Genomic DNA, 24,142 nt, shown 5'->3' on the forward strand with positions numbered 1-24,142 from the left:
GGCGACCACACGCGAAAAACCGGTATTGACGGGTGCTCGCCCTCGCCTTCGCCACAAAGAGTGTTATCCTTTTCTTTCGTGAGCGTATTGCCCAGCAATCGCCGGAAGCGCCCTCTGTTCCCTGAACACCAGATCGCGGAGACCGGATTGATGACAAGCCCCGCAAGGCAGAAGAAAGGCGCATTCGCGCTTCAACCCTCTCTTGCGCGGCTGGTGGCGGCAAAGCGTTTCCTGGCCCGGATCGTGCTTTTTGCCGAGCAGGTCCTTCCGTTGCTGGTGCCCGCCCTTTCTGTCATCGCGATTTATCTCTCGGTCTCCTGGTTCGGCTTCTTCCGCTTTGTACCGGACTGGCTGCGCATCCTCCTGCTGATCGCCTTTGCCGCTGGCTTCCTTGTTTCCCTGCTGCCGTTCCGTAATCTTCGCTGGCCACAGGTTGTCGATGCCGACCGCATGCTGGAAGAGCGTAACGGCCTGCCGCATCAGCCGGTTATGGTGCAGGAGGATGAGCCCGCCTTCGATACGCCTTTCTCCCGCGCCTTGTGGCGTGAACACCAGACCCGCATGGCGCGGAAGATCGCGACATTGGACGCCGGCCTGCCGCGACCCGATATCGCCCGGCACGACCGCTTCGCGTTGCGTGCAATTCCAGCGCTGCTTGTTGTCACCGCCTTCGGTTATTCGCTGTCCATCAACGGCGGCTCTGTCGCCGATGCATTTCAGCCTGCACCTGCACAGGTTACGAGCAATCCGGCCGTGCGTGTCGACGCATGGGTGACCCCGCCCTCCTATACCGGCCGCGCGCCGATCTATCTGACGGCCGATGGCAGTGAACAGGCGCCGATCGGTGTTCCGCAGTTTTCCAGCCTGACGGTGCGCGTCAGCGGCGGCCAATCGGCCGAGAAGGTGCTCTTCAGGAAGGCCAATGGCGAAAGCCAGGAAATCGCTGTTCAGGAAGACACCCGGCCGCAGCAGCCAGCCACAAATGCCGATGCCCAACAGGTTTCGGGCGCTCCAGTCGCACCTCAGTTGATGGCGCAGACGCACATCATGAAGCTCGAGGAGAATGGCGCACTGCAGGCAAACGGCCGCACCTGGAATTTCGACGTGCTGCCCGACAAGGCGCCGGAAATCGCCTTCGACGGCATGCCGCGCCGCGCCGTCAACGGCGCGCTGGAAATCGGCTTCACGGTGAAAGACGATTACGGCGTGCAGGAGGCTCATGCCGAGATCGTGCCGGTCGAATCCGATCCGGCCGCAACACCGCTCTACCCGCTGCCGGAATTCCGGCTGGACATTCCCCGCCGCAACGCGCGTGACGGCAAGGGCCTGACGAGCAAGAACCTGACCGAACATCCGCTGGCCGGCAAACGCGTGCGCATCACCCTCGTCGCCAAGGATGCTGCCGGGCAAACGGGCCGCAGCCCGCCCTATGAGATGATCATGCCGTCGCGTCCGTTCAGCGAGCCGCTGGCTGCGGCTGTCGCCGAAGAGCGCCAGACCTTCGCTCTCGATACCCGCAAGATGCCCGAGGCGATCGCGCTCAACGAAGCCCTGACGATCCGGCCCGAGGAGACGATCCCGAACACCACCCATTACCTGCTGATCGAGTCCGCGCTGACCCGCATGAAGCTCGCCAAGGGTGATGAGCAGCTCAAGGATACAGCCCAATATCTCTGGGACATCGCCCTCGGCATCGAGGAAGGTGATCTTTCGCTGGCCGAACGGCGACTGCGCGACGCCCAGCAGAACCTTGCCGATGCGCTGAACCGCAATGCTCCTGATGCCGAAATCAAGAAACTGATGGATGAGCTGCGCAAGGCGATGCAGGATTATATGAACGAGCTCGCCCAGCGCCTGCAGAACATGCCGATGCAGCCGAACCAGAATGCCCAGAATTTCCTGCGCCAGCAGGATCTGCAGCGCATGATGGACCAGATCGAAAACCTGGCACGCTCCGGCAATCGCGATGCCGCCCAGCAGATGCTCTCCGACCTGCAGCGGCTGATGAACAACCTGCAGACGGCCCGTCCGCAGCGCGGCCAGCAGCAGGAAAACAGCCAGCTGACGCAGCAGATGAACAAGCTTGGCCAGATCCTGCGCGACCAGCAGAAGCTGATGGACGAGACTTTCCGCCTCGACCAGCAGCTTCGCGACCGCATGCAGCGCGGCGATCCCAACATGGACGACATGATGCCGGGCGAAGAAGGCCAGCAACAACAACAGCAGGGCCAGCAGGAGCAGCAAGGCCAACAGCCCGGCGACCAGATGACGGCCGAGCAACTGCGCGAAGCGTTAAAGCAGCTCCGTGGCCAGCAGGATGCACTCGGCAAGCAGTTGCAGGAACTGCAGAAGAGCCTTGGCGATATGGGTATGAAGCCGGGCGAAGGCTTCGGTCAGGCACAGCGCGAGATGGAAGGTGCCGGCCGTGATCTCGGCCAGGGCAACGGCAGCAGCGCAGTGGAAGGCCAGGGCCGGGCTCTCGAAGCCTTGCGACAGGGCGCACGTGACATGATGAGCCAGATGATGCAGGCCCAGCAGGGTCAACAAGGACAGCAGGGCCCGAACGGCCAGCTCGGCCAGGGCAACCAGAACGGCCGCGATCCGCTCGGCCGCCCGCGCCAGACCGACCTCGGGCCGGACATGAACAACGATGTGAAGATACCCGACGAGATCGACGTTCAGCGCGCCCGAGAGATTCTGGACGCTATCCGCGAAAAGCTCGGCAACAATCCGACCCAGGCGATCGAGCGACAATATCTCGAACGGCTGCTGGATATTCAGTGATGCTGGGAGGATGAGGCTTTTGGCGTGCCTTGGAGGCACGCCCGGGCCATAAACGTCAAGCCACTAGCGCCCGTGCCACGGCCTTGCGGATGTCTGGCAAGGCGAACGGCTTCGGCACGACATCGATGATCTTTTCGGCGAGGTCGTCGGCCCGTTCGCGCTGTTCGGCATAGCCCGTCATCAGCAGGATTTTCAGCGCCGGAAAGGCGTCCTTGGCCTGATGCGCCAGTTCGATGCCGTCCATGACCGGCATACGGATATCTGAAAGCAGCAGGTCGTAGCTGCCGCCCTTCAGCTTTTCCAGCCCTTCCGCCCCATCGGAGGCTTCATCGGTCTCATGACCGTCAAGGCGTAGTGCCCGGGCTACGAAAGTACGAAGGGAATCCTCGTCTTCCGTGATCAGAATTTTTGCCATCTGTGCATTGCTCCGTCGTCATGCCCCGCGACGGAGATCGCACGCCGTTCCTTTGCGATCGGTAAACACGCCAGGCGGATCGACGGAATGGTTAACAAGCCGTCTTGAAGCAGGCCGCCTTACGCGTCACCGGTAACCACGCCGACGAAGGGCAGCTCGCGGAAAGCATAGGCGACATCCATGCCGTAGCCGACGACGAAATAGTCGGGGCACTCGAAGCCCACATAGTCTGCTTCCAGCTCTTCCTTGCGCTTGACCCGCTTGTCGAGCAGCACGGCGATGGTGACGTTGCGTGCGCCGCGCTCATAGAGCAGTTCCTTGGCAAACCGCAGCGTACGGCCGGATTCGAGGATGTCGTCGATCAGCAGAACGTCACGGTCCTTAACGTCACTATCGATATCCTTGACGATCCGCACGCCCTGCGAAACCGTGCCCGCGCCATAGCTCGAGAGCGTGATGAATTCGACCTCGGGAGCAAGGCCGGTATCATGCAAAGCGCGCAGCAGGTCGGCCGCAAAAATGAAGGAGCCCTTGAGCACGGCGATGACCAGCAGGTCCTTCGTCGGGCCGGCGGCGATATCCTGCGCCATGGAATGATTGCGCTCGGCGATCTGCTCGGCAGTGAAGAGCGGCTCGATGTTTTTTCCGCGCACGACAGGCATAAGGGCTTGCTCCGTAAAATGAAGGGTAAGCCGTTAGCACATTAATTCCGGCGAAACACCCCGAGGAGACAGGTTTTTCCCATCGATCAATCCAAAAACGCGTCTCGGCGCTCAAGGCATGAACGAAAGCCGGACCTCCGGCACCTTACCGCCGGCATGCTGCACGCGGGCTGAAAAGCCGCGGCTCTGGCCGGCATAAATGGCATCCGTCGGCGGCGCGATGACGATGCTGGCGGTTAATCGCTCGTCGGCGACAAGATCGGCGCGGATCGGCTTGACCTGTTGTGTCACGCCGCTTTCGTTCTCGATGATGCCGTTGATCAGCAGGATGCGCATGCCATTAGCGTCACGCGGGGTAATCGTCACATGCGAGAAATGGAGCGTGGTAGCCGGCGACGCCCCACTCTTCGAAAGTCCGGAAAATCCGCCGGCAAGCCCGAAGATCAGCACGAAGAGCGAGATCACCAGTGCCGCAAAGCCCCGAAGCGACGCCTGTTGCAGCCAGACCTCCATGCCACGCAAGACCGCGGCAGCGGTGGCAAGCCAGACCGGAGGCTGCGTCTTGGGCGGAACGCTACGACGACGACTGTCGTTTTGGGTCGCGTCGCGGGCACTGGCAGATGCACCTTGCGGCCGCGCCTTGCCGACGACCACGAATTCGGCATCGGCTACGTCATCCCTGCGCGGCATGCGCCGGGGTTGGCGGATAACCCGCTCCGGCGGCAGAAAATCATAGGCCCGGCCGGCGGCCGGTCGTCTGAAGGAGGATGCTTCCATGGTGGCGACCTCTCGGATGTCCACATGGTTTCGCTGCCCAAGACAATCTTGGCATTGAAACGAATCCAGCCCAGTCGTAAATTTCAATGGTTAATGCTTCGCAAAGATCGCCATCAAACGGGCGTCTTTCCGGCAAAATTTACCCGCTGTTAACGGTGTTGGTTAACAAGTCATGCGGTGAAACCACGAAAGACTGAGCTACCCCGTTGATCCACTTCGAGAATGTCGGTTTGCGATATGGCATGGGCCCGGAAATTCTCCGGGACCTGACTTTCGACATCCCGAAAAAGTCCTTCCAGTTTCTGACTGGCCCGTCCGGCGCCGGCAAGACCACGCTGCTGCGCCTGCTCTTCATGTCGCTGCAGCCGACCCGCGGCCTGATCCGCATGTTCGGGCGCGACATATCCGAAATCCCTCGTCCGGAGCTGCCGCTGCTGCGTCGCCGCGTCGGCATCGTCTTTCAGGATTTTCGTCTCCTCGACCATCTGACGACCTATGAGAATGTGGCTCTGCCGCTTCGCGTGCGCGGCAAGGATGAAAGCACCTACAAGACCGATGTGCTGGAACTTTTGAAATGGGTCGGGCTCGGCGAACGCATCAACGTACTGCCGCCGGTGCTCTCAGGCGGCGAGAAACAGCGTGCTGCAATCGCCCGCGCGCTGATGGACCGGCCAGAAGTGCTGCTCGCCGACGAGCCTACCGGCAATGTCGATCCGCCGATGGCCAAACGCCTTCTGAACCTCTTCATGGAACTCAACCGTCTGGGCACCGCAGTGGTGATCGCCACCCACGATCTCTCGCTGATGGACCAGGTGGAAGCCCGCCGCATGATCCTCTCGGAAGGGCATCTCGATATTTATGACTAAAACGCCCACCAGGACCCGCGCAAAGGCGCCCGCCGCTGCCGCCGCCCAGCAGCCCAAGCGGCCAGAGATGCGCGTGCGCCCCACGGCGCCGATCCTGCCGCCATCAAACATTCAGGGCAATGCGCTGATGGTTGTCATTGCCATCATGGCCTTCCTCGCCTGCCTGACGCTCGGCGGCGTCAGCATGGTTCGCTCGACGGCAGCGAGCTGGGAAAGCCAGATCTCCCGCGAAGTCACCATTCAGATCAAGCCGGACGACAATCTGGACATGGAAAAGGCCCTCGTCCAGGCCCGCGATATCGCGCTGACCTTCGTCGGCACGAAGAGTGGTCAGATCGTCGACGAAGCCGCCACCGCACGCCTTCTGGAGCCATGGCTCGGCAGCGGCCTGGACATCAAGGAACTTCCCGTGCCGCGCCTCGTCATCGTCACCATTGACGAGAGCCATCCACCCGACTTTGCGGCAATGCGGGACCTTCTGAAGGAGAGCATTCCGCAGGCCTTCCTCGATGACCACCGTACCTGGGTCGACCGGCTGGTTGCGATGGCCCGTACGACGGTCATGATCGGCACCGGCATCCTGCTGCTCGTTTTCGCCGCCATGGTGCTGACAGTGGTCTTTGCGACGCGTGGCGTGCTCTCGGGCAACCGCCACATCGTCGAAGTGTTGCATTTTGTCGGCGCCGAGAGCTCGTTCGTCGCAACGGAATTCCAGAAGCATTTCCTGAAAATCAGCCTCAAGGGTTCGGCGATCGGCAGCGCACTGGCCGCCCTCTTTTTCGCCGCCGCCGGCTTCTTGCAGAGCAAGACGATCGCCACGCCCGAGACCGATCAGGCAACGGCCCTTTTCGGCACTTTTTCGGTTGGCGCCCTCGGCTATCTCGGCATCTTCGCGACGATGATCGTGATCGCATTGCTGACGACGCTGACGGCGCGGCTAACCGTCATGCGCACGATCTATGAAATCGATATATTGCGTTCCGATCCGACGCGTGCGGACGGCATCGTGAATTGATCGCAGCCATGCCGTTTTGCCATGAAAGCGTCTGTTCCGCGCCGCAATCAGCGTATAATCACGACTCATGACGATGGGCCATACGACACGCAATCCGATTCGCCCTGATCCGGAGCTTGAAAGCCCCGAGAACGTCTCGCCGCGGCGCGGCCCAATCCGTCGCGTCTTACGCTGGTTGGGTTTTTCCTGCGTGTTAATCGCCGCGCTGATCTTCGGCGGTTTTTTACGCTTTGCAGATTCGGTGACGACCCTGAAGCCTCCTGCCGAGCCGCGGGCCGATGCAATCATCGTACTGACCGGCGGCTACCAGCGTATCGATCAAGCCGTCGAACTCCTGCAAAAAGGCGCCGGCAAGCGGCTGCTGATCTCTGGTGCGCATCCCTCCACCACGCCGACGCAGATCCGCAGGATGACTCAAGGGTCCGCCGATCTCTTTTCCTGCTGTGTCGACATCGGCTATGATGCGCTCGATACGATCGGCAACGCTGAGGAAGCCTCGAACTGGATTCATGCAAAAGGCTATAAGAGCATCCTCGTCGTCACCAACAACTACCACATGCCGCGCAGCCTCGCCGAACTCTCCTATGTCGATCCCGACATCGAGTTCATTCCCTATCCCGTCGTCAATTCCGATCTGAAGACACGCGATTGGTTCACCGATCCGAATGCTTTGCGCGTCATGCTGGCCGAGTATGCCAAGGTGCTGCTGGCAGGCGGGCGCAACATTCTCGGCCTGCGCCATACCGGCCTGCGCTCCGCCAGCCTGGCCGATCAGAACTGAGGCTTTTACGCACTTCGGCAATCAGACGCTTTTTCTGACAGGCAATATCGTGTAGGCCGGTCGACGTGACCGTGCCTCGGGAAAGTTTCATGATCGCCCTGCGTTCCGTTCTGTTCAACACGATCTTCTATGCCAACCTCATCATCAGGATGATCGTGCTCTCCCCCTTCTACTTCATCGCGCCGCGCAAACTCGCCTACAACGTCCCCAAGAACTGGGCGCGCTCGAACCACTGGCTGATGCGGGTGATCGTCGGCACCACCTTCGAGATCGAGGGCTTGGAGAACCTGCCTGACGGCAGCTACATCATTGCGCCGAAGCATCAGTCCTTCTGGGACACTTATGCGCTGCTGCCCAACCTCAAGGACCCGGTCTATATCCTCAAGCGCGAGCTGATGTGGATCCCGCTGTTTGGCTGGTATGCCAAGAGGCAGCGCATGATCCCGGTCGACCGTGGCGCACGCGGCAAGGTGATGGTGGAGGTGCTGAAGCGCACCAAGGAAGAGCTCGCCACCGGCCGCCAGCTCATCATCTACCCCGAGGGCACGCGACGCCCACCGGGTGCCGAGCCAATGTACAAATATGGCATCGCCCGCATGTATCGCGATCTGAAGCTCCCGGTCGTACCCATCGTCATGCACCCTGGCCTGTTCTGGCCGCGCCGAAGCACCATGCGTTATCCCGGTCATTTCAAGGTACAGATCCTGCCGCCCATCATGCCTGGCATGGATCCCGACGCCTTCTTCGCCCATCTGATCGACGTGACGGAAAGCGCCAGCGATCAGCTTCTGATCGACACGGTCGAACACAACCCGCATGTGCCGCTGCCGCCGACGGCGGTAGAGCGGCTAGCCGAGTTGCGCAAGGCAAAGGCCGCGATGGCTTGAAGCAATTCCAGCAAAAGCGTGCAGCGGGTTGCGTCGGAATTGCATGAAAACAAAGAGATAAATCCTTTCCGGGAAAGGATCTAAGCCGCCGCACGCAGCCGCGTGACTTCCTCGACCACCTGTTCCAGCCACTGGTCGCGAATGCCCATCTCCTTCAAATGCGCAAGCGTATTGAAGACGTAGGCATCGTTAGGCCCCGACTGGCCGACAGAGACATTGACGATCCGCGCGGCGGCAAACGCATCCAGCGCGCCGGCATATTGCTCATGGGCGCGATCGACCACATAGGCGACCGCCCGCGCATTGCGACCATCCGGAAGCTGCAGCGGCAGATGCCGTTCCAGATAGACGTTTGTGACGAGTTCGCGGGCGCGTAGATAATCGACCACCTCGTCCCATTTCTCTGGCGCTACGCGAAAAGCCATGCCTCGACAGGCGCCGCCTCTGTCGAGGCCGAGAACAAGGCCGGGATTTTCGCGACTGCCGCGATGCACGAAAGAACGGACGCAGAGCGAGCGTCGGTAGCCATAAACCAATGCCTGCGACCGCTCGACGAATTCGAAGCCCGGATTCCACATCAACGAGCCGTAGCCAAATACCCAAAATTCGTCCATATCGCACGCCAGATCAAAATCAGATTTCGTTTTCACCATTGGAGAACATCATGGCAGCGTCAAGCCAATCCGGCAGCGGCCAATACAGCAGCGGCAGGAAATTCTGGTTGCTGGGCGGCGCTATCCTTCTGGTGATCGCACTCTATACAGGCGGCTGGCTCTATGCGGCCTCTGCGCTGAAACAGACCGTTCTGACCGCAATCGCTCCCCGTGCCGAAGTGGGCGTAAGCGGCGAGTGCTCCGATATAGAATTCCGCGGCTTTCCTTTCCGCATCGGACTTTTCTGCTCCAAGGTGGATGTGGACGATAATGTGAACGGCATCTCCGCCACCTTCGGCGCGCTTCGCTCCGCCGCCCAGGTCTATGCCCCCGGCCATATCGTCTGGGAACTCGACTCCCCGGCCGAGATCCGCACCGCGCAGGGCCTGACCGTCAATGCCCAATGGGACAATCTGCAATCGAGCCTCGTCACCAAGGCGCAGGGCATCGACCGCACCTCGACCGTCATCGACGGGTTGAAGGCCGTGGCCATCTCCTCCTTTACCGGACAGACTGTCAATTTCGATGCCGCCCGCGCCGAGATCCATCTGCGGCAGAACGGAGCGGATCTTGACGGCGCAATCTCGGTCGAAAACGCCAATGCGATCGTCAAGGACTGGCCGCAGGTCTTCCCGAAATTCTCCGCCAGCGCCGACCTGACGTTGGTTGGCAAGGCCGGAATGATCGACGGCACCGACGAACAAGGCATCCACGGCTCTCAGGGCGAGCTTCGCCGCATCGTCGCCGATATCGGCGATGGCAAGGTAATGACCATTTCCGGCCCCTTCGCCTTCGACGAACAGGGCTTCCTCTCGGGCAAGTTCAAGCTGGAGATCGAGCAACTCGGCCCCTGGGGCAAGAGCATCAAGGAGGCCTTCCCCGATATCGCCTCGACGGTCGATACCGCAACCAAGCTGTTGAAGGCGCTTGCCGGCGGCGGCGATAAGGTTTCCGTCGATCTGGTCGTCGATCACGGCAATGCGACAGTGAGCGGCTTCATCCCGCTCGGCAAGATCCCGCCGGTTTAATCGAGTTTTTTAAGGAAGAAGACTTCCGGCACCGTCTGGATGCCGGGCAGTTCGATCGACCCGGTTTCAGAAAAGCCGTTGCGGCGATGCCAGTCCTGCGGACGGCTTTCATCGCACTCGCTTGATGTCATCAAAAGACGCGCGCCGCTCTCGCGCATCTCCGTTTCCCAGGCGAGAAACAGCGCCGTGCCGACGCCGGACCGGCGATGGCCATCCAGCACCCGGATCATTTCCATATAGGGAATCCTGCCCCAGAAGCGTGAGAAGCGCAGGAAGCCGACAATCTTGCCGTGCTCACGGGCGATCAGATATTCGCCGAGATCGATGCAGCGCGAAATCCAGGCCTCGCCGACATGATGATCTTCGCGAAGCAGCCATTCCTTGTCCGACTGGCCCGGCTTCGCGATCTCCACCATGAGACTATTTCTTTTCCAGCGGATGTGGGCGGCCGAAGTCCGGCGCATCCACATCCTGGCCTGCCTGGACGATCGAGCGTCGGATGGCACGGGTGCGGGTGAAGAGTTCGAAAATCTTGTCACCCTCGCCCCAGCGGATCGCTCGCTGCAGATAGGCGAGATCTTCCGAGAAACGCGCCAACATTTCAAGGATCGCGTCACGATTGTGCAGGCAGACGTCGCGCCACATCGTCGGATCTGATGCGGCAAGACGGGTGAAATCGCGGAAGCCGGAGGCGGAATATTTGATAACTTCCGATTCCGTTACCGTCTCGAGATCGTCAGCCGTTCCCACAATATTGTAGGCTATGAGATGCGGCAGATGGGAGACGATCGCAAGCACCTTGTCGTGATGCTGGGCATCCATCTCGTCGACTCGGGAGCCGAGTGCCTCCCAGAAGCTCCGCAACGTCTTCAGCGCTGTCGCGTCAGTTCCTTCGAGCGGCGTCAAGATGCACCAGCGTCCCTGAAACAGGCCGGGGAAGCCTGCATCCGGGCCCGACTTTTCCGTGCCCGCGATCGGATGGCCGGCAATGAAATGCACATGATCAGGCATGTGCGGCTGCATCTGCGCGATCACGGACGCTTTGGTGGAACCTACATCGGTAACGATCGCGCCGGGTTTCAGGCTGCTGGCGATCTCTTTCGCGACACTTTCGGAGGCGCCGACCGGCACCGACACGACAACGAGATCGGCATCCTTTACCGCCTCTGCCGACGAGGTCGTATAGCGATCGCCGAGCTCCAGCTCCTCGGCACGCTTCAGCGTCTCGGCACTGCGTGTAGCCACGACGACTTCATTGGCAAGGCCCAGACGCTTGATGTCATGGGCAAGCGAAGAGCCAATCAGGCCGATACCGATCAGGGTGATGCGATTGAACTGCGCTGTCATGCCTTGCGTCCCATGAATTCGCCAAGCGCCTCGATGACGCCGTGGTTGGCCTCTTCTGGACCGACGCTCATCCGCAGCGAGTTGGGAAAACCGTAGCCGCGCACCGCGCGCAGGATATAGCCGCGGCTCGTCAGGAACTCATCGGCATCCGCCGCCCGCTTGCCGCCGACATCGGGGAAATGGATGAGAACGAAGTTGGTAACCGATGGCGTAACCTCCAGGCCGATGGCCTCGAATGCGCTCGTCAGCTTCTCGATCCACATCTGGTTGAAAGACACAACATCCTGAATGAAGGACTGGTCGCGGATGGCGGCAGCGCCCGCGGCAATTGCCGGAGCATTCATGTTGAACGGCCCGCGTACCCGGTTCAGGGCGTCGATGATGTCGACCGGCGCATACATCCAGCCGACACGCAACGCTGCAAGGCCATAGACCTTCGAGAAGGTACGGGTCATGACGACATTGGCGTTAGACGAGACCACCTCGATACCGGCTTCATAGTCGTTGCGGCGAACATATTCCGCATAGGCAGCATCGAGCACGAGGATGACGTGCTTCGGCAGGCCAGCCTGCAGGCGGCGAATCTCGCTCACGGGAATATAGGTGCCGGTCGGATTGCCGGGATTGGCGATGAAGACGATCTTCGTCTTGTCTGTCACCGCAGCAAGGATCGCATCGACATCGACAGTGTGGTTCTTTTCCTTGACCACGACGGGCGTCGCACCCGCGCCCATGATCTGGATCTTATAAACGAGGAATCCGTGCTCGGTGATGATGCCCTCGTCGCCGGCGCCGAGATAGACGTGGCAGAGCAAGCCGAGCAGCTCGTCGGAGCCGTTGCCGCACAGGATGTTTGCCGGGTTCAGGCCGTGCACTGAAGCGATCGCCTCGCGCAGCTCGTGCGCTTGACCGTCCGGGTATCGCTCGAGATTGCCTGCGGCCGCCTTGAATGCTTCGATCGCCTTGGGGCTCGCGCCGAGCGGCGTCTCGTTGGAGGAGAGCTTGTAGACGCGGGCCACACCCGGTGCATGTTCCTTGCCCGGCACATAGGCTGCAATATCCAGAATACCGGGACGCGGAACGGGCTTGCTCATCTCAACACTCATGGATCGACCTTGGAAATTGCCGGAAAGCCAGCGAAAGACTTGAGTGCAATTAAAGCGGAATGGCGATTTTGTCGAGTGCTGCAGCGCTTAGCGGCTGCGTGTGGTCGGCACACCATGCGGCGCAAGGACCGGTACAAAAACGCGGCGTGAAGCACGCGCGGCAACAGGAAGGCCCTGGTAAAGCCGCTTCTGCGCCTCGACGATAATGACGCCGGAAAAAGCCGGCCAGAGCGTGCGGCCGATCCGCTCGAAGCCGCGACGCAAGCGCAGCACCGCACGCAGTTTCGACGGCGGGAAGAACAGCGCCTCGGCTGTGGCGCCTGGCGTGAAGTTGGTCTCGCGCAGCAGATGGGTCAGCTGGCCGCGCGAATAGGGCCGGCCCGAACCAAAAGGCGTATGCTCCATGCGCGCCCAGACACCACGGCGGTTCGGTACGACGATAACGAGGCGTCCGCCCGGCGCCAGCACCCGCCAGAGCTCCTTCAACGTCTCGCGTGGGCTCTCGGCAAATTCCAGAGAATGCACCATCAGCACCCGGTCGATCGAAGAATCCGGCAGCGGCAATTCCTCGTCAAAGATCAATGCGGTGGAAGAAAGCGAACCGACAGGCCAGTTCACAGCCCCCTGTCCAGCGGGCATGAATGCGAAGGTGCGTTCCGTATCAGCCTGGAACCGGTCAAGGAAGGGCACGGAATAACCAATGCCCACAAGTCGCTCCTGCGGCAGGCGCACCCAGAGCGACGACAGCGCCATGGCAATCGACTGCTCGGCCATGTGCCCAAGCTCGGAATGATAGAATTGGCGAAGGTCGACGATATCGGCGTGCATTAAGACAAATGTTATCAGTGACCGGTTGGACTTCAAGGCCGGAACCTCTACATTCCCGGTCAGTACGAGGGATAAGGGACTATTTGAGCGATGAAACCTTTGGAATTAGAAGTTTTTCTCTGCCGCAGCGACAATTTCGGTGTTCTCGTCCATGACCCGGAAACCGGGCAGACCGCCTCAATCGATGCGCCTGATGCAGCAGCCGTGGAAGCTGCTGCTGTCCGCCGTGGCTGGAACGTTACCCATATCTTCACGACCCATCACCATATCGACCACGTGGAAGGCAACTTGGCGCTGAAGGAACAGTACGGCCTGGAGATTATCGGCCCGGTCAACGAAGCGGTGGCGATTCCCGGCCTCGACAAGACGGTGGGCGACGGCGACAGCTTCCTCTTCGGCGATCATACGGTCAACGTCATCGAAACGCCCGGCCATACTGCCGGCCACATCTGCTATCACTTCGCCGACGACAAGCTCCTCTTTGCTGCTGATACGCTCTTTGCGCTCGGCTGCGGCCGCCTGTTTGAACGCCCCGCCGCCGACATGTGGCATTCGCTGCAGAAGCTTGCCGTTCTTCCGGATGAGACCGCCGTCTATTTCGGCCACGAATATACGCTCTCCAACGCCCGTTTTGCGGTTACGATCGATCCCGGCAATGAGCGCCTGAAGAGCCGCGCGGCGGAGATCGAGGCACTGCGGGCCGATGGTAAGTTCACCATTCCGACGACGCTGGCGCTCGAAAAGGAAACCAACCCCTTCCTGCGCGCGGCCGATCCCGCCGTCCGCCGCAATCTGCTGATGGAAGGCAAGACCAATGAAGAGGTCTTCGCCGAAATCCGCAAGCGCAAGGATAATTTCTAGGACATGGCCGGGAGAGAACTCACCACCGAGGAGATCATCCGCGAGCTTAGCATGCAGCCGCACCCCGAAGGCGGCTGGTATGCACAGACCTTCCGCGACATCAATGGCGGCGAACGCGGCCATTCGACGGCGATCTATTATCTGCTCGCAAGAGGAGAGCGCTCGCACTGGCACCGTGTCCATGATGCGGCAGAGGTCTGGCATTACTATGCCGGCGCGCCGCTCGCACTGCATCGCTCGGGAGATGGCCGCCACAGCGAGACGCTGAAGCTCGGCACGGATATTGCCGGCGGTGAGCGGCCGCAGGCCATCATCCCTGCCAATTGGTGGCAATCGGCCGAAACCCTGGGCGACTATACGCTGGTCGGCTGCACGGTGGCGCCCGGCTTTGAATTTTCCAAATTCGAGATGGCGCCGCCGGACTGGAAGCCCGGTATTATCTAGGCCTGCTCCGCCGCGACCGGCTGCATCTGTGGCTTGCGGCGGAACATCTCTTGTGCCGCAAGCACTGCACCGCCCGTGATCAGCAGACAGGCAAGCGCGATGCGCCAGCTCGGCTCGGCAATACCGAAAACAGTCAGGATCAGTGTCGAAAGCAGCGGCGCGGCGTAACTTGCGGCACCAAGGATCTGGATGTCGCCGTTCTTGACCCCATGATCCCAGGCATAGAAGGCAGCTCCCACCGGAAAGAGACCGAGGCCAACCACCGCAAGCCATTCGAAGCTCGTCTCCGGCCAGACCGTGGTCTCAAGCCCCAGATGGCAGAGCAGCGAAAGCACTGATGTCGCAAGGCAGAAGCCAGTAACGACATCGGTGGAGACGGCATCGAAACGCCGCGTCAGCAGCGAATAGCCCGACCATGTGAAGGCGCAGAGGAAGGCCGCCCCGTAACCGACGGCATAGGCGCCGTCGAAATCGATTCCGTTGCGCCCGACGATCATGAAGGTGCCACACAGACCGGCCAGAGCGCCGACGATGTGGTACCAGCGCAGCCTCTCGCCCGGCAGCAGTGCCGAACCGACGACGATCAGCAACGGCCAGAGATAGGCAATCAATCCCGCCTCGACGGCGGGCGCATTCCTGAGCGCTGTGAAATAGAGGAAATGGTAGCCGAACAGGCCGGCAATGCCCGTGATCCAGACCTTTGCCGGCTGCTTCAGGAGCGCGATCCGCGACGGGTTGAGAATGAGTACGAGAATGCCGGGAATGCTACCGATGGCAAAGCAGATGGCCGAAAGCTGGAACGGGGGCATCTTGCCGGAGGCAGCCGTAAAGAGCGCCAGGAACGACCACATCAGAATGGCCGTAAAACCGATCAACGTTGCCCGAAGCTTCACCCATCCCCCTCGCGGAGACTTACGAAGGCTCCGTCAGCTATTCACGCTGCTGTACTTCACAGCCGTGATCGTCACCGTCCCGTATTCCGTGGGAATGCGGACATAGACCGGAGCATATACATTTGCCGCCGCCGCCTTGGCAAACCAGATTTCCATGCGGTTACTCTTGCTGAGGTAGACGAGATCCTTGCGGCCCTTCTTGTAGCCGGAGCGCGGAATGAAGCGCACGCCGCAGACAGTCGCCTTGCCTTTGAACCCATCGGTCGAGAAATCCTCGTCGCCTTTCGGTGAAAGCACGAGGTCCATGCGCGTCTCGCCATCGAAGATCGGCAGCTTCTGCGAGCAGACATCGGTATCGCCGGTGAAGATCAGCCCCGAAATCGGATCGAGCACAGAGCGCATATCACCCTGTGTTACCGGAATCCATTCCTTCGGCCGGCGCGGCTCCGGTGTCGTGGTGGCCGAAACGATATTGCCGTTACGGTAGCTGACCTCATAGGTGCGAACTTTTTTGCCGGTCTTGTAATAGAGGACATATTTTGCCGCCTGCAGCCGGTCGTCGCGTACCACCCCGGTGACGCTGGTCTTTGCCAGGATATCGGTGACGAGATCGGCAAGCCCGGCCGATTTGATGTCACCGTCGATTTTGTAGCTGTGATCGTCTTCGATCTTGGTGAGAAAGGCAGCCCGCGCGATCGTCAGGCCGGCAAGGGCTACCTTGTACTCCGTGCGGTGCTGTACTTCGCTCGCACCAGCCGGCAAGGCCAGAAGCGCCGCGAATGCCGAAACTAAAATCCGTCTGCCCAGATGAGCCATGGTGAGAGCCTTGTCTTGCCGGACCGCTTGCGCCCTTGCACTGCGGTCTATACTCCTGCCGCATTGCGAAGAAAACAGCAGCTTTTTGACAGAATTGCGGGAAAGGCCAAGGTTTGGCTTGACGCGCGCGGGCTGCCTGACTATAGAACCGCAACTTTCCAATCATGGTCTGATGGATTGCGCAGCCGGTTGTTGCCGGATTGTCATTCAATGGCCCGAGAAAAACAAGAAATAGGTGTTCCATGTCCCGCATGTGCGAATTGACCGGCAAGGCAGTCCTGACTGGTAACAATGTCAGCCATGCCAACAACAAGACCAAGCGCCGGTTCCTCCCGAACCTGTGCCAGGTTACGCTGATCTCCGACGCGCTCGGCCAGCGTTACCGTCTTCGCGTTTCGGCTGCTGCTCTTCGTTCCGTCGAGCATCGTGGCGGTCTCGATGCCTTCCTGCTGAAGGCAAATGAAGGCGAACTTTCGATGCGCGCTCGCCTGCTGCGTCGTCAGATCGTCAAGAAGACCGCCGAAGCAGCAGTTGCTGCTGCTGCCTAAGCTCGGCCTCGGTCTTCAAAAGTTTCAAAAGGCTTGCACGGATAATACCCGGACAAGCCTTTTGCTTTGCAAGGCTGGCCTTAGTTCCAGCCTGAAACTTTTACTCGAACTGGTGGCATCACCCAGGATAAAAAAATGCTGACGACCCGTTATACCCTTATCTATGTCGCGCTGATGACGCTCGTCGTCGTCGCCTCCAACTTCCTCGTCCAGTTTCCGCTGAACGCGACGGTTGCCGGCATCAATCTCGCCGACATTCTCACTTGGGGCGCCTTCTCCTATCCGATCGCCTTCCTGATCACCGATCTGACGAACCGCCAGTTCGGCCCGCAGGCTGCGCGTAAGGTGGTTTTCGCCGGCTTTGTCGTTGGTGTCGCCCTTTCCTTCTTCACCTCGGTTCCGCGTATCGCGATCGCCTCCGGCGCGGCCTATCTCGCCGGTCAGCTTCTCGATATCGCCGTCTTCAACCGCCTGCGTCGTCAGGCCTGGTGGCGCGCACCGCTCGTCGGCTCGCTGATCGGTTCGGCGCTGGACACGGTGATGTTCTTCTCGCTGTCCTTCGCCGCCTTCTTCATCTTCCTCGGCCCGAACGAACCCTTCGCGCTGGAAAATGCGCCGATCTTCGGCATCCTCTCCACGGAAGCTCCGCGCTGGATCTCTTGGGCGCTCGGTGATTTCTCGGTGAAGATGCTTGTCGGCCTGGTGATGCTGCTGCCCTATGGCGCACTCATGAACGTGCTGCGCCCGGTGCCGTCCGCTGCGGCACGGTAAATACCGTCCCACAATCCGCCCTCGGATCGGAATCCTCGCATTCCCCACCTTTCGCCTGGATGGCGATCATTTCTGGTCGAGCGACCCAGGAAAACGCTCTGATCATGAATGCTGGACGGGCTGGCTGCAGACCTTACTGCAGCCAGCCCGCACCGACCGATGGCAACGCCAACTGCAGATCTCACGACGACTGAAGGCGCCCTGCAATGACCGCCGGGTGGCTCAGCACCTCCGCGATGAGTTCATCGATAGGCCGTGATGAATCGAGCCGCAAAATCGGCCTCGTCAGCGTCTTCAGCCACTCCTCATGCCCAACGAGACTTCGGCGTTCCGGTCCCGCGGTATCGTAGCTCTCTGCCCATTCCATGAATTCGCGGCTTTTCACCGCCATGTCGCCACCGGGCCTGATCCTCTCGCCGTAGTGCTCCTCCTCGCGCTTGCGGATGCGCTCCATACGCGCAACGGGATCGATCCTCAGAAAGACCACCAGATCGTATAGTGGCTCGAATTCCGCACCCCATTTTATCGCCGAGCCGGAAAGCACCCAGCCGGCCTCGGGCAGCGCTTCTTGCCTGAGCATCGCGATACGCGCTCCAACCTCGCGCTGCGTCGTGAAGGGCGGATCGGTCGGCATCCAGAAGAAATGATCTGTATCGAGATGACGGATGTCGAGCAGCTCGGCCAGCGCCAGGCCAAGCGTGGTCGTGCCGGAGCCCGAGGCTCCCGTGATATGGATGCGCATCATACAACTCTCAAAGGCTGGTATCGAAAGGGATGGTCCGCATAGCGCAGAGTTATGACAGCCGTCCGAAGGCCGCTCAATCGGCCAGCCGGAATTCCAGCATCAGATTGCGCTGCAGGATGGAGTGATTGTCGTCCGACACCAGGATGATATGCGTCGTGCCATCGGCTGCCTGGAAGGCATCGAGCCCTTCCATATTATCGATATTGTAATTGAAGTTGCCCTCGACGAGCAGCTCGCCGTTCACGATGGCGCCGGGCTTGATGTCTGCTCCCTTGATGCGGCGAATGCGCATGCCGATACCTTCGGCCATGTTGAAGCGCCGCTCCAGCAGCAACAGGTCGCCACCCGGCAGGAAGGCACCGTCAGTCACATCGAAGCTGCCATCCTTCTCGACGGTGAACTGCCCCTTCAGCGGCCCGGCCAGAATAGCCGCAAGCCGGTTACCGTCTTCGTCGAGGCTACGCTCCGCCACGATTACGGGCGCGCCTTTCAGCGGGCTCGAGGCGGGGGCTACGACAACGGTTTCGATGCCGCGGTTTGCCCGCATCTCGTCGCGGGGAATGAGGATCCCGACCGTCGACAAGGATCGCGAGTCGAGAAAACCGGGGTTCGGATAGACATCGACGCGATGGTCCTGCTCGAAGGAAACAAGAATCCGGTCGCCATCCAGTGCGAGGCCTTCGGCATCCATGCGCCCCTTGCCTTCATAGGTCCGGCCAACACGGTCCCGCATCGGCGTGATCTCGACACCGGAAAGACCGGACAGCCTGCCCTTGGCATCGCGCTCGATGCTGCCCGTCAGCCAGTGCCCGGTATCGAGCACGCCGACGAAACTGTTGCCGTCAGGGCGCATTCGGATGGAGGAAAGCGAGCCGAAGAGGGAGTTGCTCGACACCATCTCCAGCCCGCCGATAAATTCCAAGGGGCCGAAGCGGCTTTCGTTGCGACCTATATGAAAATCCGAAATCTTGCGGCTGATGATCTTCGCAGGCTCGCCCGCATGAGCGCCTGACAAGCCTGTCGCGAGGCCAAGAACGACCAGAGCCGCGCGAGACAGGTTTTCAAACGCCATGCGGATGTTTCCCCAAGACTGTATCAGCCAGCGCGGCGCAGGCGGCCACCGCGCGGCTGTGCGGCATGGTCCTCGAACAATTCGGCAAGCTGCTCGGTCATGGCGCCGGCAAGCTCGTCCGCATCGACGATCGTCACGGCGCGGCGATAGTAACGCGTCACGTCATGGCCGATGCCGATTGCCAGAAGCTCGACCGGAGAACGCGTCTCGATCTGTTCGATCACGGCGCGCAGATGCCGCTCCAGATAATTGCCCGGATTGACCGAAAGCGTGGAATCATCGACCGGCGCACCATCCGAAATCATCATCAGGATGCGGCGCTGCTCGCGCCGCGCCAGTAGGCGATTATGCGCCCAGATCAGCGCCTCGCCATCGATGTTTTCCTTGAGCAGGCCTTCGCGCATCATCAGGCCGAGATTGGTGCGCGCGCGCCGCCACGGGGCATCGGCCGACTTGTAGATGATGTGGCGCAGGTCGTTGAGACGGCCGGGCGTCTGCGGCTTGCCATTGGCAAGCCAGCTCTCGCGTGCCTGACCGCCTTTCCAGGCCTTCGTCGTGAAGCCGAGGATCTCCACCTTGACGCCGCAACGCTCCAGCGTGCGCGCCAGGATATCGGCGCAAGTCGCGGCAACCGTGATCGGCCGGCCGCGCATGGAGCCGGAATTGTCGATCAGCAATGTTACGACCGTATCGCGGAACTGCGTGTCGCGCTCCATCTTGAAGGAGAGCGGTTGCGTCGGGTCGATGATGATGCGCTGCAGTCGCGCCGTATCGAGATAGCCTTCCTCGAGATCGAAATCCCAGGAACGGTTCTGCTGCGCCATCAGCTTGCGCTGCAGGCGGTTTGCAAGACGGCCGACAGCGCCTTGAAGATGCGCCAGCTGCTTGTCGAGAAAGGCGCGCAGGCGCTCCAGTTCGGCGGCATCGCACAGCTCTTCGGCCGTGATGATCTCGTCGAATTCCTCCGTATAGACGTGGTAATCGACCTTCTCATTGAAATCGGCGAATGGCGTATTCGGACGGCGGGTTTCGCCCGGCGTCTCGGAATCGTCGTCGCCTTCTTCCATCATGTCATCGTCGGAGATTTCGGCGCCTTCGGTTTCGCCGTCCTCCATCTGCTCGTCGGAGACTTCGCTGTCCTCGACAGGCGCCGCATCGCTGCCGGCATCCTCGTCGACCTCATCTTCGTTCTGCTCGTCGCCCGTCGGCTGATCATCCTCGTTGGACTGATCATCGGCGTCAGGATCGCTGTCGTCATCGCCATATTCCTCGGCCATTTCCATGGCCGAAAGCATATTGCGGATGACCTTCGAGAAGGCCTGCTGGTCGTTGATGACACCGGTGAGATTGTTGAGCTCGCTGCCAGCCTTGTCTTCGATGAAGGAACGCCACAGGTCGAGAACTTTTCCGGCCGAAGCCGGGGGCTTCTGGCCGGTGAGCTTTTCGCGCACCATCATCGCAACGGCTTCGCCGATCGGCGCATCTTCCTGCCGTTCGATGCCGGTGAAATTCGCCTTCGCGTACTTCTCCTCGGTCATGGAACGCAGATTGGTAGCCATGCCTTCCATCCGCAGCGAACCGATCGATTCCACGCGCGCCTGCTCGACAGCGTCGAAGATCGCCCGGGCATCCGAGCCCTGCGGCGCCATGCTGGAATGGACCCTCTCGTCGTGGCAGGCGATACGCAGTGCCATGGAATCGCCAAGGCCACGCGTCACCGCCAGCTCATGCGCCGTCGGACGCTTGGAAAGCTCCGGCAGACGAATGCGCTCGCCCGTCATGCCGGGACGCTCATTGGCGAAGGCTACCTCGACCTGGTCATCGCCCGCGATTGCGCGCACGCAGCCCGTTATCGCCCGCCGCAACGGCTCGACATCGACGGGCGCACCAGGCTTTGCTTTCGAATTGTCACCACGAGATGCCATGATCGACTGGCCTCAAGCCCCCAGCACGATGTTGGCCGCGCTTTCCTTCAGTTCCACGCCGAAGGCGCGCTGATAGTGCTCGGCCACCAGAGGACGCTCAAGCTCGTCACACTTGTTGAGGAAGGTGACGCGGAAGGCGAAGGCGATATCGCCGAAGATCTCGGCATTCTCGGCCCAGGTGATGACGGTACGCGGGCTCATGACCGTGGAGAGATCACCGTTCATGAACGAAGCGCGCGTGAGATCCGCAACACGGACCATCTTGGAAACCGTATCGCGGCCTTCCTTGTCCTTGCCGAAGCTCTTCACCTTGGCGGCGACGATATTTACTTCATGGTCGTGCGGCAGATAGTTCAGCGTCGAGACGATCGACCAGCGGTCCATCTGTGCCTGGTTGATCTGTTGCGTGCCGTGATAGAGACCCGTCGTATCGCCGAGACCGATCGTGTTGGCGGTCGCAAACAGGCGGAAGGCCGGGTGAGGACGGATGACACGGCTCTGGTCGAGCAGCGTCAGGCGGCCGGAGGATTCCAGTACGCGCTGGATGACGAACATCACGTCCGGGCGACCGGCATCATATTCGTCGAAGACGAGCGCGACATTGTGCTGATAGGCCCAGGGCAGGATGCCGTCCTTGAATTCGGTGACCTGCAGCCCGTCCTTGACGACGATCGCGTCCTTGCCGACGAGATCGATACGGCTGACATGGCTATCGAGGTTGATACGCACGCAAGGCCAGTTGAGGCGCGCGGCAACCTGCTCGATATGCGAAGACTTGCCCGTGCCGTGGTAGCCGGAGATCATCACGCGTCGGTTATGGGCAAAGCCGGCGAGGATCGCGAGCGTCGTCTCGCGGTCGAAGAGATAGTCGGAGTCGAGATCCGGAACATAGGCGTCGCCCTTGCTGTAGGCGGGCACACGAATGTCGGAATCGATGCCGAAGACCTCCCGGACCGAAACGGTGGTGTCGGGCAGTTCGGAAATATCAAGGTCAATCTTGCTCATCATGTCTCCAAGGCGGGTGACGGCCACCCGACCACACTATCTCAGCCATTGCGCAACCATGGCGCCGCAGTATCTTTTCCGCGTTCTCCAAGAGTCGGAACGTCGGCGACACTTCTCCGGGACTGAAACGAAACCTCGGCGGGATAATGACCGCTTGCGAGCATTCTTGAAAGAGTCCCGGACAAGAAACGCCGCGTCCGGAAGGTCGGCAGAGGCGATGTCGGGAAAACGCGCAAATATGTATGCCGCGATTGCCTGCGGCCTCAGCCGATGTGGACCATACCCGATTGAAGCTTAAGAGCAAGGACGGGAATTAACAAAAACCGTTCTGCTTCAATAATTGATAGGCCTGGATGACGGCGCGGAAACGCTCTTCCGAGCCGCGATCGCCGCCATTCGCATCGGGGTGATGCTTCTTGACCAGTTCCTTATACTTGCTCTTGATCTCCGCGGAAGTGGCGTTCGCCGCAAGTCCCATCGTATCGAAAGCCTTGGCTTCCAGCGATTTCAGCTTGCGGGCCTGCGGGAAACGCGGGCCGCTGCCCTTGCCGCTACCTTCCTTCACGAAACCGAACGGATCACGCACGCGCGAATAGGCGCCGGAGCGAACTTCGGCGTGCAGCGGGCTGTTCTTGGCATCCTTGTTGACGCCGACCGTCCAGGTGGGGCGATGACCGGTGATCGCCTCCTTCTGGTAGCGCGCAATTTCGCCGTCCGAGAGGCCGGAGAAATAATTGTATCCCTTGTTGTAGTCCTTGACGTGCTCGAAACAGAACAAAAAGAATTGGCCTTCCGCATTGCGTCCCACAGGAGCGCGATGCGTGCCTTTTTTGTCGCAGCCGTCCCACTGACAGCTTGGAGGCGCCTGTTCGGGCTCCTGCTCTCGCCTGCGGCGCGTTCGGATGCGATCGAAGTATTTGGAATCAAGTCTCATGACGGCGCTAATTATGGGGCTGCTGACTGCTGACAACAAGAATTGACAAACGGGAATGTTGCTGGCTTGGTGGGAACCTTTTTCATGAACTCAGAAGACCCCGTGATGACACTCCAGACCAGCATCGAAGAGAAGCTCAAGGCGACCTTCGCACCCGAACGCCTCTCCGTCATCAACGAGAGCCATCTGCATGCCGGCCACCAACCGGACATCACGGGCACCGGCGAGACGCATATGCGCGTTCGCATCGTCTCTGCAAAATTCGTCGGCATGTCTCGGCTGCAACGGCATAGGGCGATCACCGACCTCTTGAAGCCCGAGCTGGATGCCGGGCTTCACGCATTGGCCGTCGAGCCGGCAGCGCCAGGCGAACCGACGCGCTGGTAGCGCTTGCTTTCACGCAATTCCGGACACAAACCGCTGCGCACTTTTGCGTGAATTGCTCTAGCGGATAATGAGCGCCGTCGCGTAAAGCCCGAAACCGAAGACGGTATGGGCGAGCAGATTGAGCACACGGACCTTCGTGGGGTTCGGCGTCTTCGAAGCCGCCCACCCAAGCCCAAGACCCGGCTGCATCAGAAACCAGCCCGCACCGACGGTGACGATGCCGAGAACCCAGGCCGGCAGGAAAGTCGGCGCGGCAAACCAGGCCGGGCCGACGAAGATCGCCAGCAGAATGCCGTAGAGGATTCCGACCGCGTAGTGGCCGATCCAGCCGAGCGCCAGCTCGTTGGCATAGGGCGCGGCATCAGCGATATTATCGTGACAGACCTTGCCCTTGCCGAGATGCCAGAACCAGCGGCCGGCTGGCGCCCAGTTCGGCGACGGCGTCACGCCGAGCTTTGCGAGCATGATCGCCCAGATATCCATGAGGACGGTTGCCCCGATGCCGATGGCGACGGATCGCCAGAGAATGTCGAACATGTCAGATCCTGTAGGATGAGCCGGCGCACGGAAATGCCGCCGGTAACGGAAATCT

Annotated in this window: 27 protein-coding genes; 11 read left to right on the forward strand and 16 right to left on the reverse strand. The window is 60.6% G+C overall.

What is annotated here, in order from left to right; translation table 11 throughout:
- The first annotated feature begins 150 nt into the window (after positions 1–150).
- The gene (locus tag J2X71_RS21760; protein ID WP_310384847.1) at positions 151–2,784 is read left to right on the forward strand and encodes a TIGR02302 family protein; all 2,634 of its coding nucleotides are present in this window, start codon (positions 151–153) and stop codon (positions 2,782–2,784) included.
- 55 nt (positions 2,785–2,839) lie between these two features.
- Here J2X71_RS21760 and J2X71_RS21765 read toward each other — a convergent pair whose 3' ends face one another.
- The 3 genes from J2X71_RS21765 to J2X71_RS21775 all read right to left on the reverse strand — a co-directional run bounded on the left by J2X71_RS21765 (position 2,840) and on the right by J2X71_RS21775 (position 4,638).
- Positions 2,840–3,199: a response regulator gene (locus J2X71_RS21765; RefSeq protein ID WP_310384849.1), complete on the reverse strand. Its 360-nt coding sequence runs from the start codon at positions 3,197–3,199 to the stop codon at positions 2,840–2,842.
- Between the two features lie 119 nt (positions 3,200–3,318).
- Positions 3,319–3,861 carry a hypoxanthine phosphoribosyltransferase gene (hpt, locus tag J2X71_RS21770; RefSeq protein WP_007825075.1) on the reverse strand — a complete coding sequence of 181 codons (543 nt, stop codon included), beginning with the start codon at positions 3,859–3,861 and terminating at the stop codon, positions 3,319–3,321.
- 111 nt (positions 3,862–3,972) lie between these two features.
- Positions 3,973–4,638: a hypothetical protein gene (locus tag J2X71_RS21775; RefSeq protein WP_310384851.1), complete on the reverse strand. Its 666-nt coding sequence runs from the start codon at positions 4,636–4,638 to the stop codon at positions 3,973–3,975.
- Between the two features lie 206 nt (positions 4,639–4,844).
- On the opposite strand from J2X71_RS21775, the gene ftsE reads away from it, so the two are divergent.
- The 4 genes from ftsE (at position 4,845) to J2X71_RS21795 (ending at position 8,187) form a co-directional block, all read left to right on the forward strand.
- A complete protein-coding gene (ftsE, locus tag J2X71_RS21780) occupies positions 4,845–5,504 on the forward strand; it encodes a cell division ATP-binding protein FtsE (RefSeq protein WP_007825071.1) in 660 nt (219 codons plus the stop codon).
- Between the two features lie 67 nt (positions 5,505–5,571).
- Positions 5,572–6,519 (forward strand): cell division protein FtsX, encoded by a 948-nt coding sequence (locus J2X71_RS21785; protein WP_405049741.1) that lies wholly within the window; start codon positions 5,572–5,574, stop codon positions 6,517–6,519.
- Positions 6,520–6,586: 67 nt separating this feature from the next.
- A complete protein-coding gene (locus J2X71_RS21790; RefSeq protein ID WP_310384855.1) occupies positions 6,587–7,300 on the forward strand; it encodes a YdcF family protein in 714 nt (237 codons plus the stop codon).
- Positions 7,301–7,389: 89 nt separating this feature from the next.
- Entirely contained in the window at positions 7,390–8,187 is a 798-nt protein-coding gene (locus J2X71_RS21795; RefSeq protein WP_310384858.1) for a 1-acyl-sn-glycerol-3-phosphate acyltransferase, read from the forward strand.
- An 80-nt stretch (positions 8,188–8,267) separates the two neighbouring features.
- On the opposite strand, the gene J2X71_RS21800 is transcribed toward J2X71_RS21795, so the two are convergent.
- Positions 8,268–8,801 carry a gamma-glutamylcyclotransferase gene (locus tag J2X71_RS21800; protein WP_310384860.1) on the reverse strand — a complete coding sequence of 178 codons (534 nt, stop codon included), beginning with the start codon at positions 8,799–8,801 and terminating at the stop codon, positions 8,268–8,270.
- Between the two features lie 50 nt (positions 8,802–8,851).
- Here J2X71_RS21800 and J2X71_RS21805 point away from each other — a divergent pair, with 50 nt between their 5' ends.
- Complete coding sequence (locus J2X71_RS21805; protein WP_310384862.1) at positions 8,852–9,868, forward strand: DUF2125 domain-containing protein; 1,017 nt, start codon at positions 8,852–8,854, stop codon at positions 9,866–9,868.
- Here the strand turns inward: J2X71_RS21805 and J2X71_RS21810 are convergent.
- The 4 genes from J2X71_RS21810 to J2X71_RS21825 form a co-directional block, all read right to left on the reverse strand.
- Positions 9,865–10,284, reverse strand: coding sequence for a GNAT family N-acetyltransferase (locus J2X71_RS21810; protein ID WP_310384863.1), 420 nt, complete (start codon positions 10,282–10,284; stop codon positions 9,865–9,867). The genes J2X71_RS21805 and J2X71_RS21810 overlap by 4 nt on opposite strands.
- 4 nt (positions 10,285–10,288) lie before the next feature.
- Complete coding sequence (locus J2X71_RS21815) at positions 10,289–11,233, reverse strand: prephenate/arogenate dehydrogenase family protein (protein WP_310385462.1); 945 nt, start codon at positions 11,231–11,233, stop codon at positions 10,289–10,291.
- A complete protein-coding gene (gene hisC / locus J2X71_RS21820; protein WP_310384865.1) occupies positions 11,212–12,309 on the reverse strand; it encodes a histidinol-phosphate transaminase in 1,098 nt (365 codons plus the stop codon). The genes J2X71_RS21815 and hisC overlap by 22 nt, the downstream gene beginning before the upstream one ends.
- Positions 12,310–12,408: 99 nt before the next feature.
- Positions 12,409–13,185 carry a class I SAM-dependent methyltransferase gene (locus J2X71_RS21825; protein ID WP_113319703.1) on the reverse strand — a complete coding sequence of 259 codons (777 nt, stop codon included), beginning with the start codon at positions 13,183–13,185 and terminating at the stop codon, positions 12,409–12,411.
- A gap of 54 nt (positions 13,186–13,239) precedes the next feature.
- Between J2X71_RS21825 and gloB the strand changes: the two genes are divergently transcribed.
- Together gloB and J2X71_RS21835 are read left to right on the forward strand one after the other, a co-directional pair.
- Entirely contained in the window at positions 13,240–14,010 is a 771-nt protein-coding gene (gene gloB / locus J2X71_RS21830; RefSeq protein ID WP_310384868.1) for a hydroxyacylglutathione hydrolase, read from the forward strand.
- Between the two features lie 3 nt (positions 14,011–14,013).
- Positions 14,014–14,454: a cupin domain-containing protein gene (locus tag J2X71_RS21835; protein ID WP_007822202.1), complete on the forward strand. Its 441-nt coding sequence runs from the start codon at positions 14,014–14,016 to the stop codon at positions 14,452–14,454.
- Here J2X71_RS21835 and J2X71_RS21840 read toward each other — a convergent pair.
- Together J2X71_RS21840 and J2X71_RS21845 are read right to left on the reverse strand one after the other, a co-directional pair.
- The gene (locus J2X71_RS21840) at positions 14,451–15,347 is read right to left on the reverse strand and encodes an EamA family transporter (RefSeq protein ID WP_310384871.1); all 897 of its coding nucleotides are present in this window, start codon (positions 15,345–15,347) and stop codon (positions 14,451–14,453) included. The two genes, J2X71_RS21835 and J2X71_RS21840, sit on opposite strands and share 4 nt — an antisense overlap.
- Positions 15,348–15,380: 33 nt before the next feature.
- Positions 15,381–16,163: a DUF3108 domain-containing protein gene (locus J2X71_RS21845; protein ID WP_113319706.1), complete on the reverse strand. Its 783-nt coding sequence runs from the start codon at positions 16,161–16,163 to the stop codon at positions 15,381–15,383.
- A gap of 242 nt (positions 16,164–16,405) precedes the next feature.
- On the opposite strand from J2X71_RS21845, the gene rpmB reads away from it, so the two are divergent.
- Entirely contained in the window at positions 16,406–16,711 is a 306-nt protein-coding gene (rpmB, locus tag J2X71_RS21850; protein ID WP_113319707.1) for a 50S ribosomal protein L28, read from the forward strand.
- Positions 16,712–16,846: 135 nt separating this feature from the next.
- Positions 16,847–17,482 carry a VUT family protein gene (locus J2X71_RS21855; protein WP_310384875.1) on the forward strand — a complete coding sequence of 212 codons (636 nt, stop codon included), beginning with the start codon at positions 16,847–16,849 and terminating at the stop codon, positions 17,480–17,482.
- 181 nt (positions 17,483–17,663) lie between these two features.
- Here the strand turns inward: J2X71_RS21855 and J2X71_RS21860 are convergent, their stop codons facing one another.
- The 5 genes from J2X71_RS21860 to J2X71_RS21880 form a co-directional block, all read right to left on the reverse strand.
- On the reverse strand, positions 17,664–18,227 hold the full coding sequence (locus tag J2X71_RS21860) for an AAA family ATPase (protein ID WP_310384877.1): 564 nt from the start codon (positions 18,225–18,227) through the stop codon (positions 17,664–17,666).
- A gap of 73 nt (positions 18,228–18,300) precedes the next feature.
- Positions 18,301–19,299: an esterase-like activity of phytase family protein gene (locus tag J2X71_RS21865; RefSeq protein WP_310384879.1), complete on the reverse strand. Its 999-nt coding sequence runs from the start codon at positions 19,297–19,299 to the stop codon at positions 18,301–18,303.
- A gap of 23 nt (positions 19,300–19,322) precedes the next feature.
- Complete coding sequence (gene cobT / locus J2X71_RS21870) at positions 19,323–21,224, reverse strand: cobaltochelatase subunit CobT (RefSeq protein ID WP_310384881.1); 1,902 nt, start codon at positions 21,222–21,224, stop codon at positions 19,323–19,325.
- A gap of 12 nt (positions 21,225–21,236) precedes the next feature.
- Complete coding sequence (cobS, locus tag J2X71_RS21875; protein WP_007822226.1) at positions 21,237–22,229, reverse strand: cobaltochelatase subunit CobS; 993 nt, start codon at positions 22,227–22,229, stop codon at positions 21,237–21,239.
- 313 nt (positions 22,230–22,542) lie between these two features.
- A complete protein-coding gene (locus J2X71_RS21880) occupies positions 22,543–23,163 on the reverse strand; it encodes a J domain-containing protein (protein WP_113319712.1) in 621 nt (206 codons plus the stop codon).
- A 105-nt stretch (positions 23,164–23,268) separates the two neighbouring features.
- Here J2X71_RS21880 and J2X71_RS21885 point away from each other — a divergent pair, with 105 nt between their 5' ends.
- Entirely contained in the window at positions 23,269–23,550 is a 282-nt protein-coding gene (locus J2X71_RS21885) for a BolA family transcriptional regulator (RefSeq protein ID WP_037071995.1), read from the forward strand.
- 57 nt (positions 23,551–23,607) lie between these two features.
- Here J2X71_RS21885 and J2X71_RS21890 read toward each other — a convergent pair whose 3' ends face one another.
- Positions 23,608–24,087, reverse strand: a complete 480-nt coding sequence (locus J2X71_RS21890) for a DUF2938 domain-containing protein (protein ID WP_310384884.1) — start codon at positions 24,085–24,087, stop codon at positions 23,608–23,610.
- Positions 24,088–24,142 lie beyond the last annotated feature (55 nt).

It is taken from the genome of Rhizobium sp. 1399 (genome assembly GCF_031455475.1).
GTDB lineage: Bacteria > Pseudomonadota > Alphaproteobacteria > Rhizobiales > Rhizobiaceae > Rhizobium.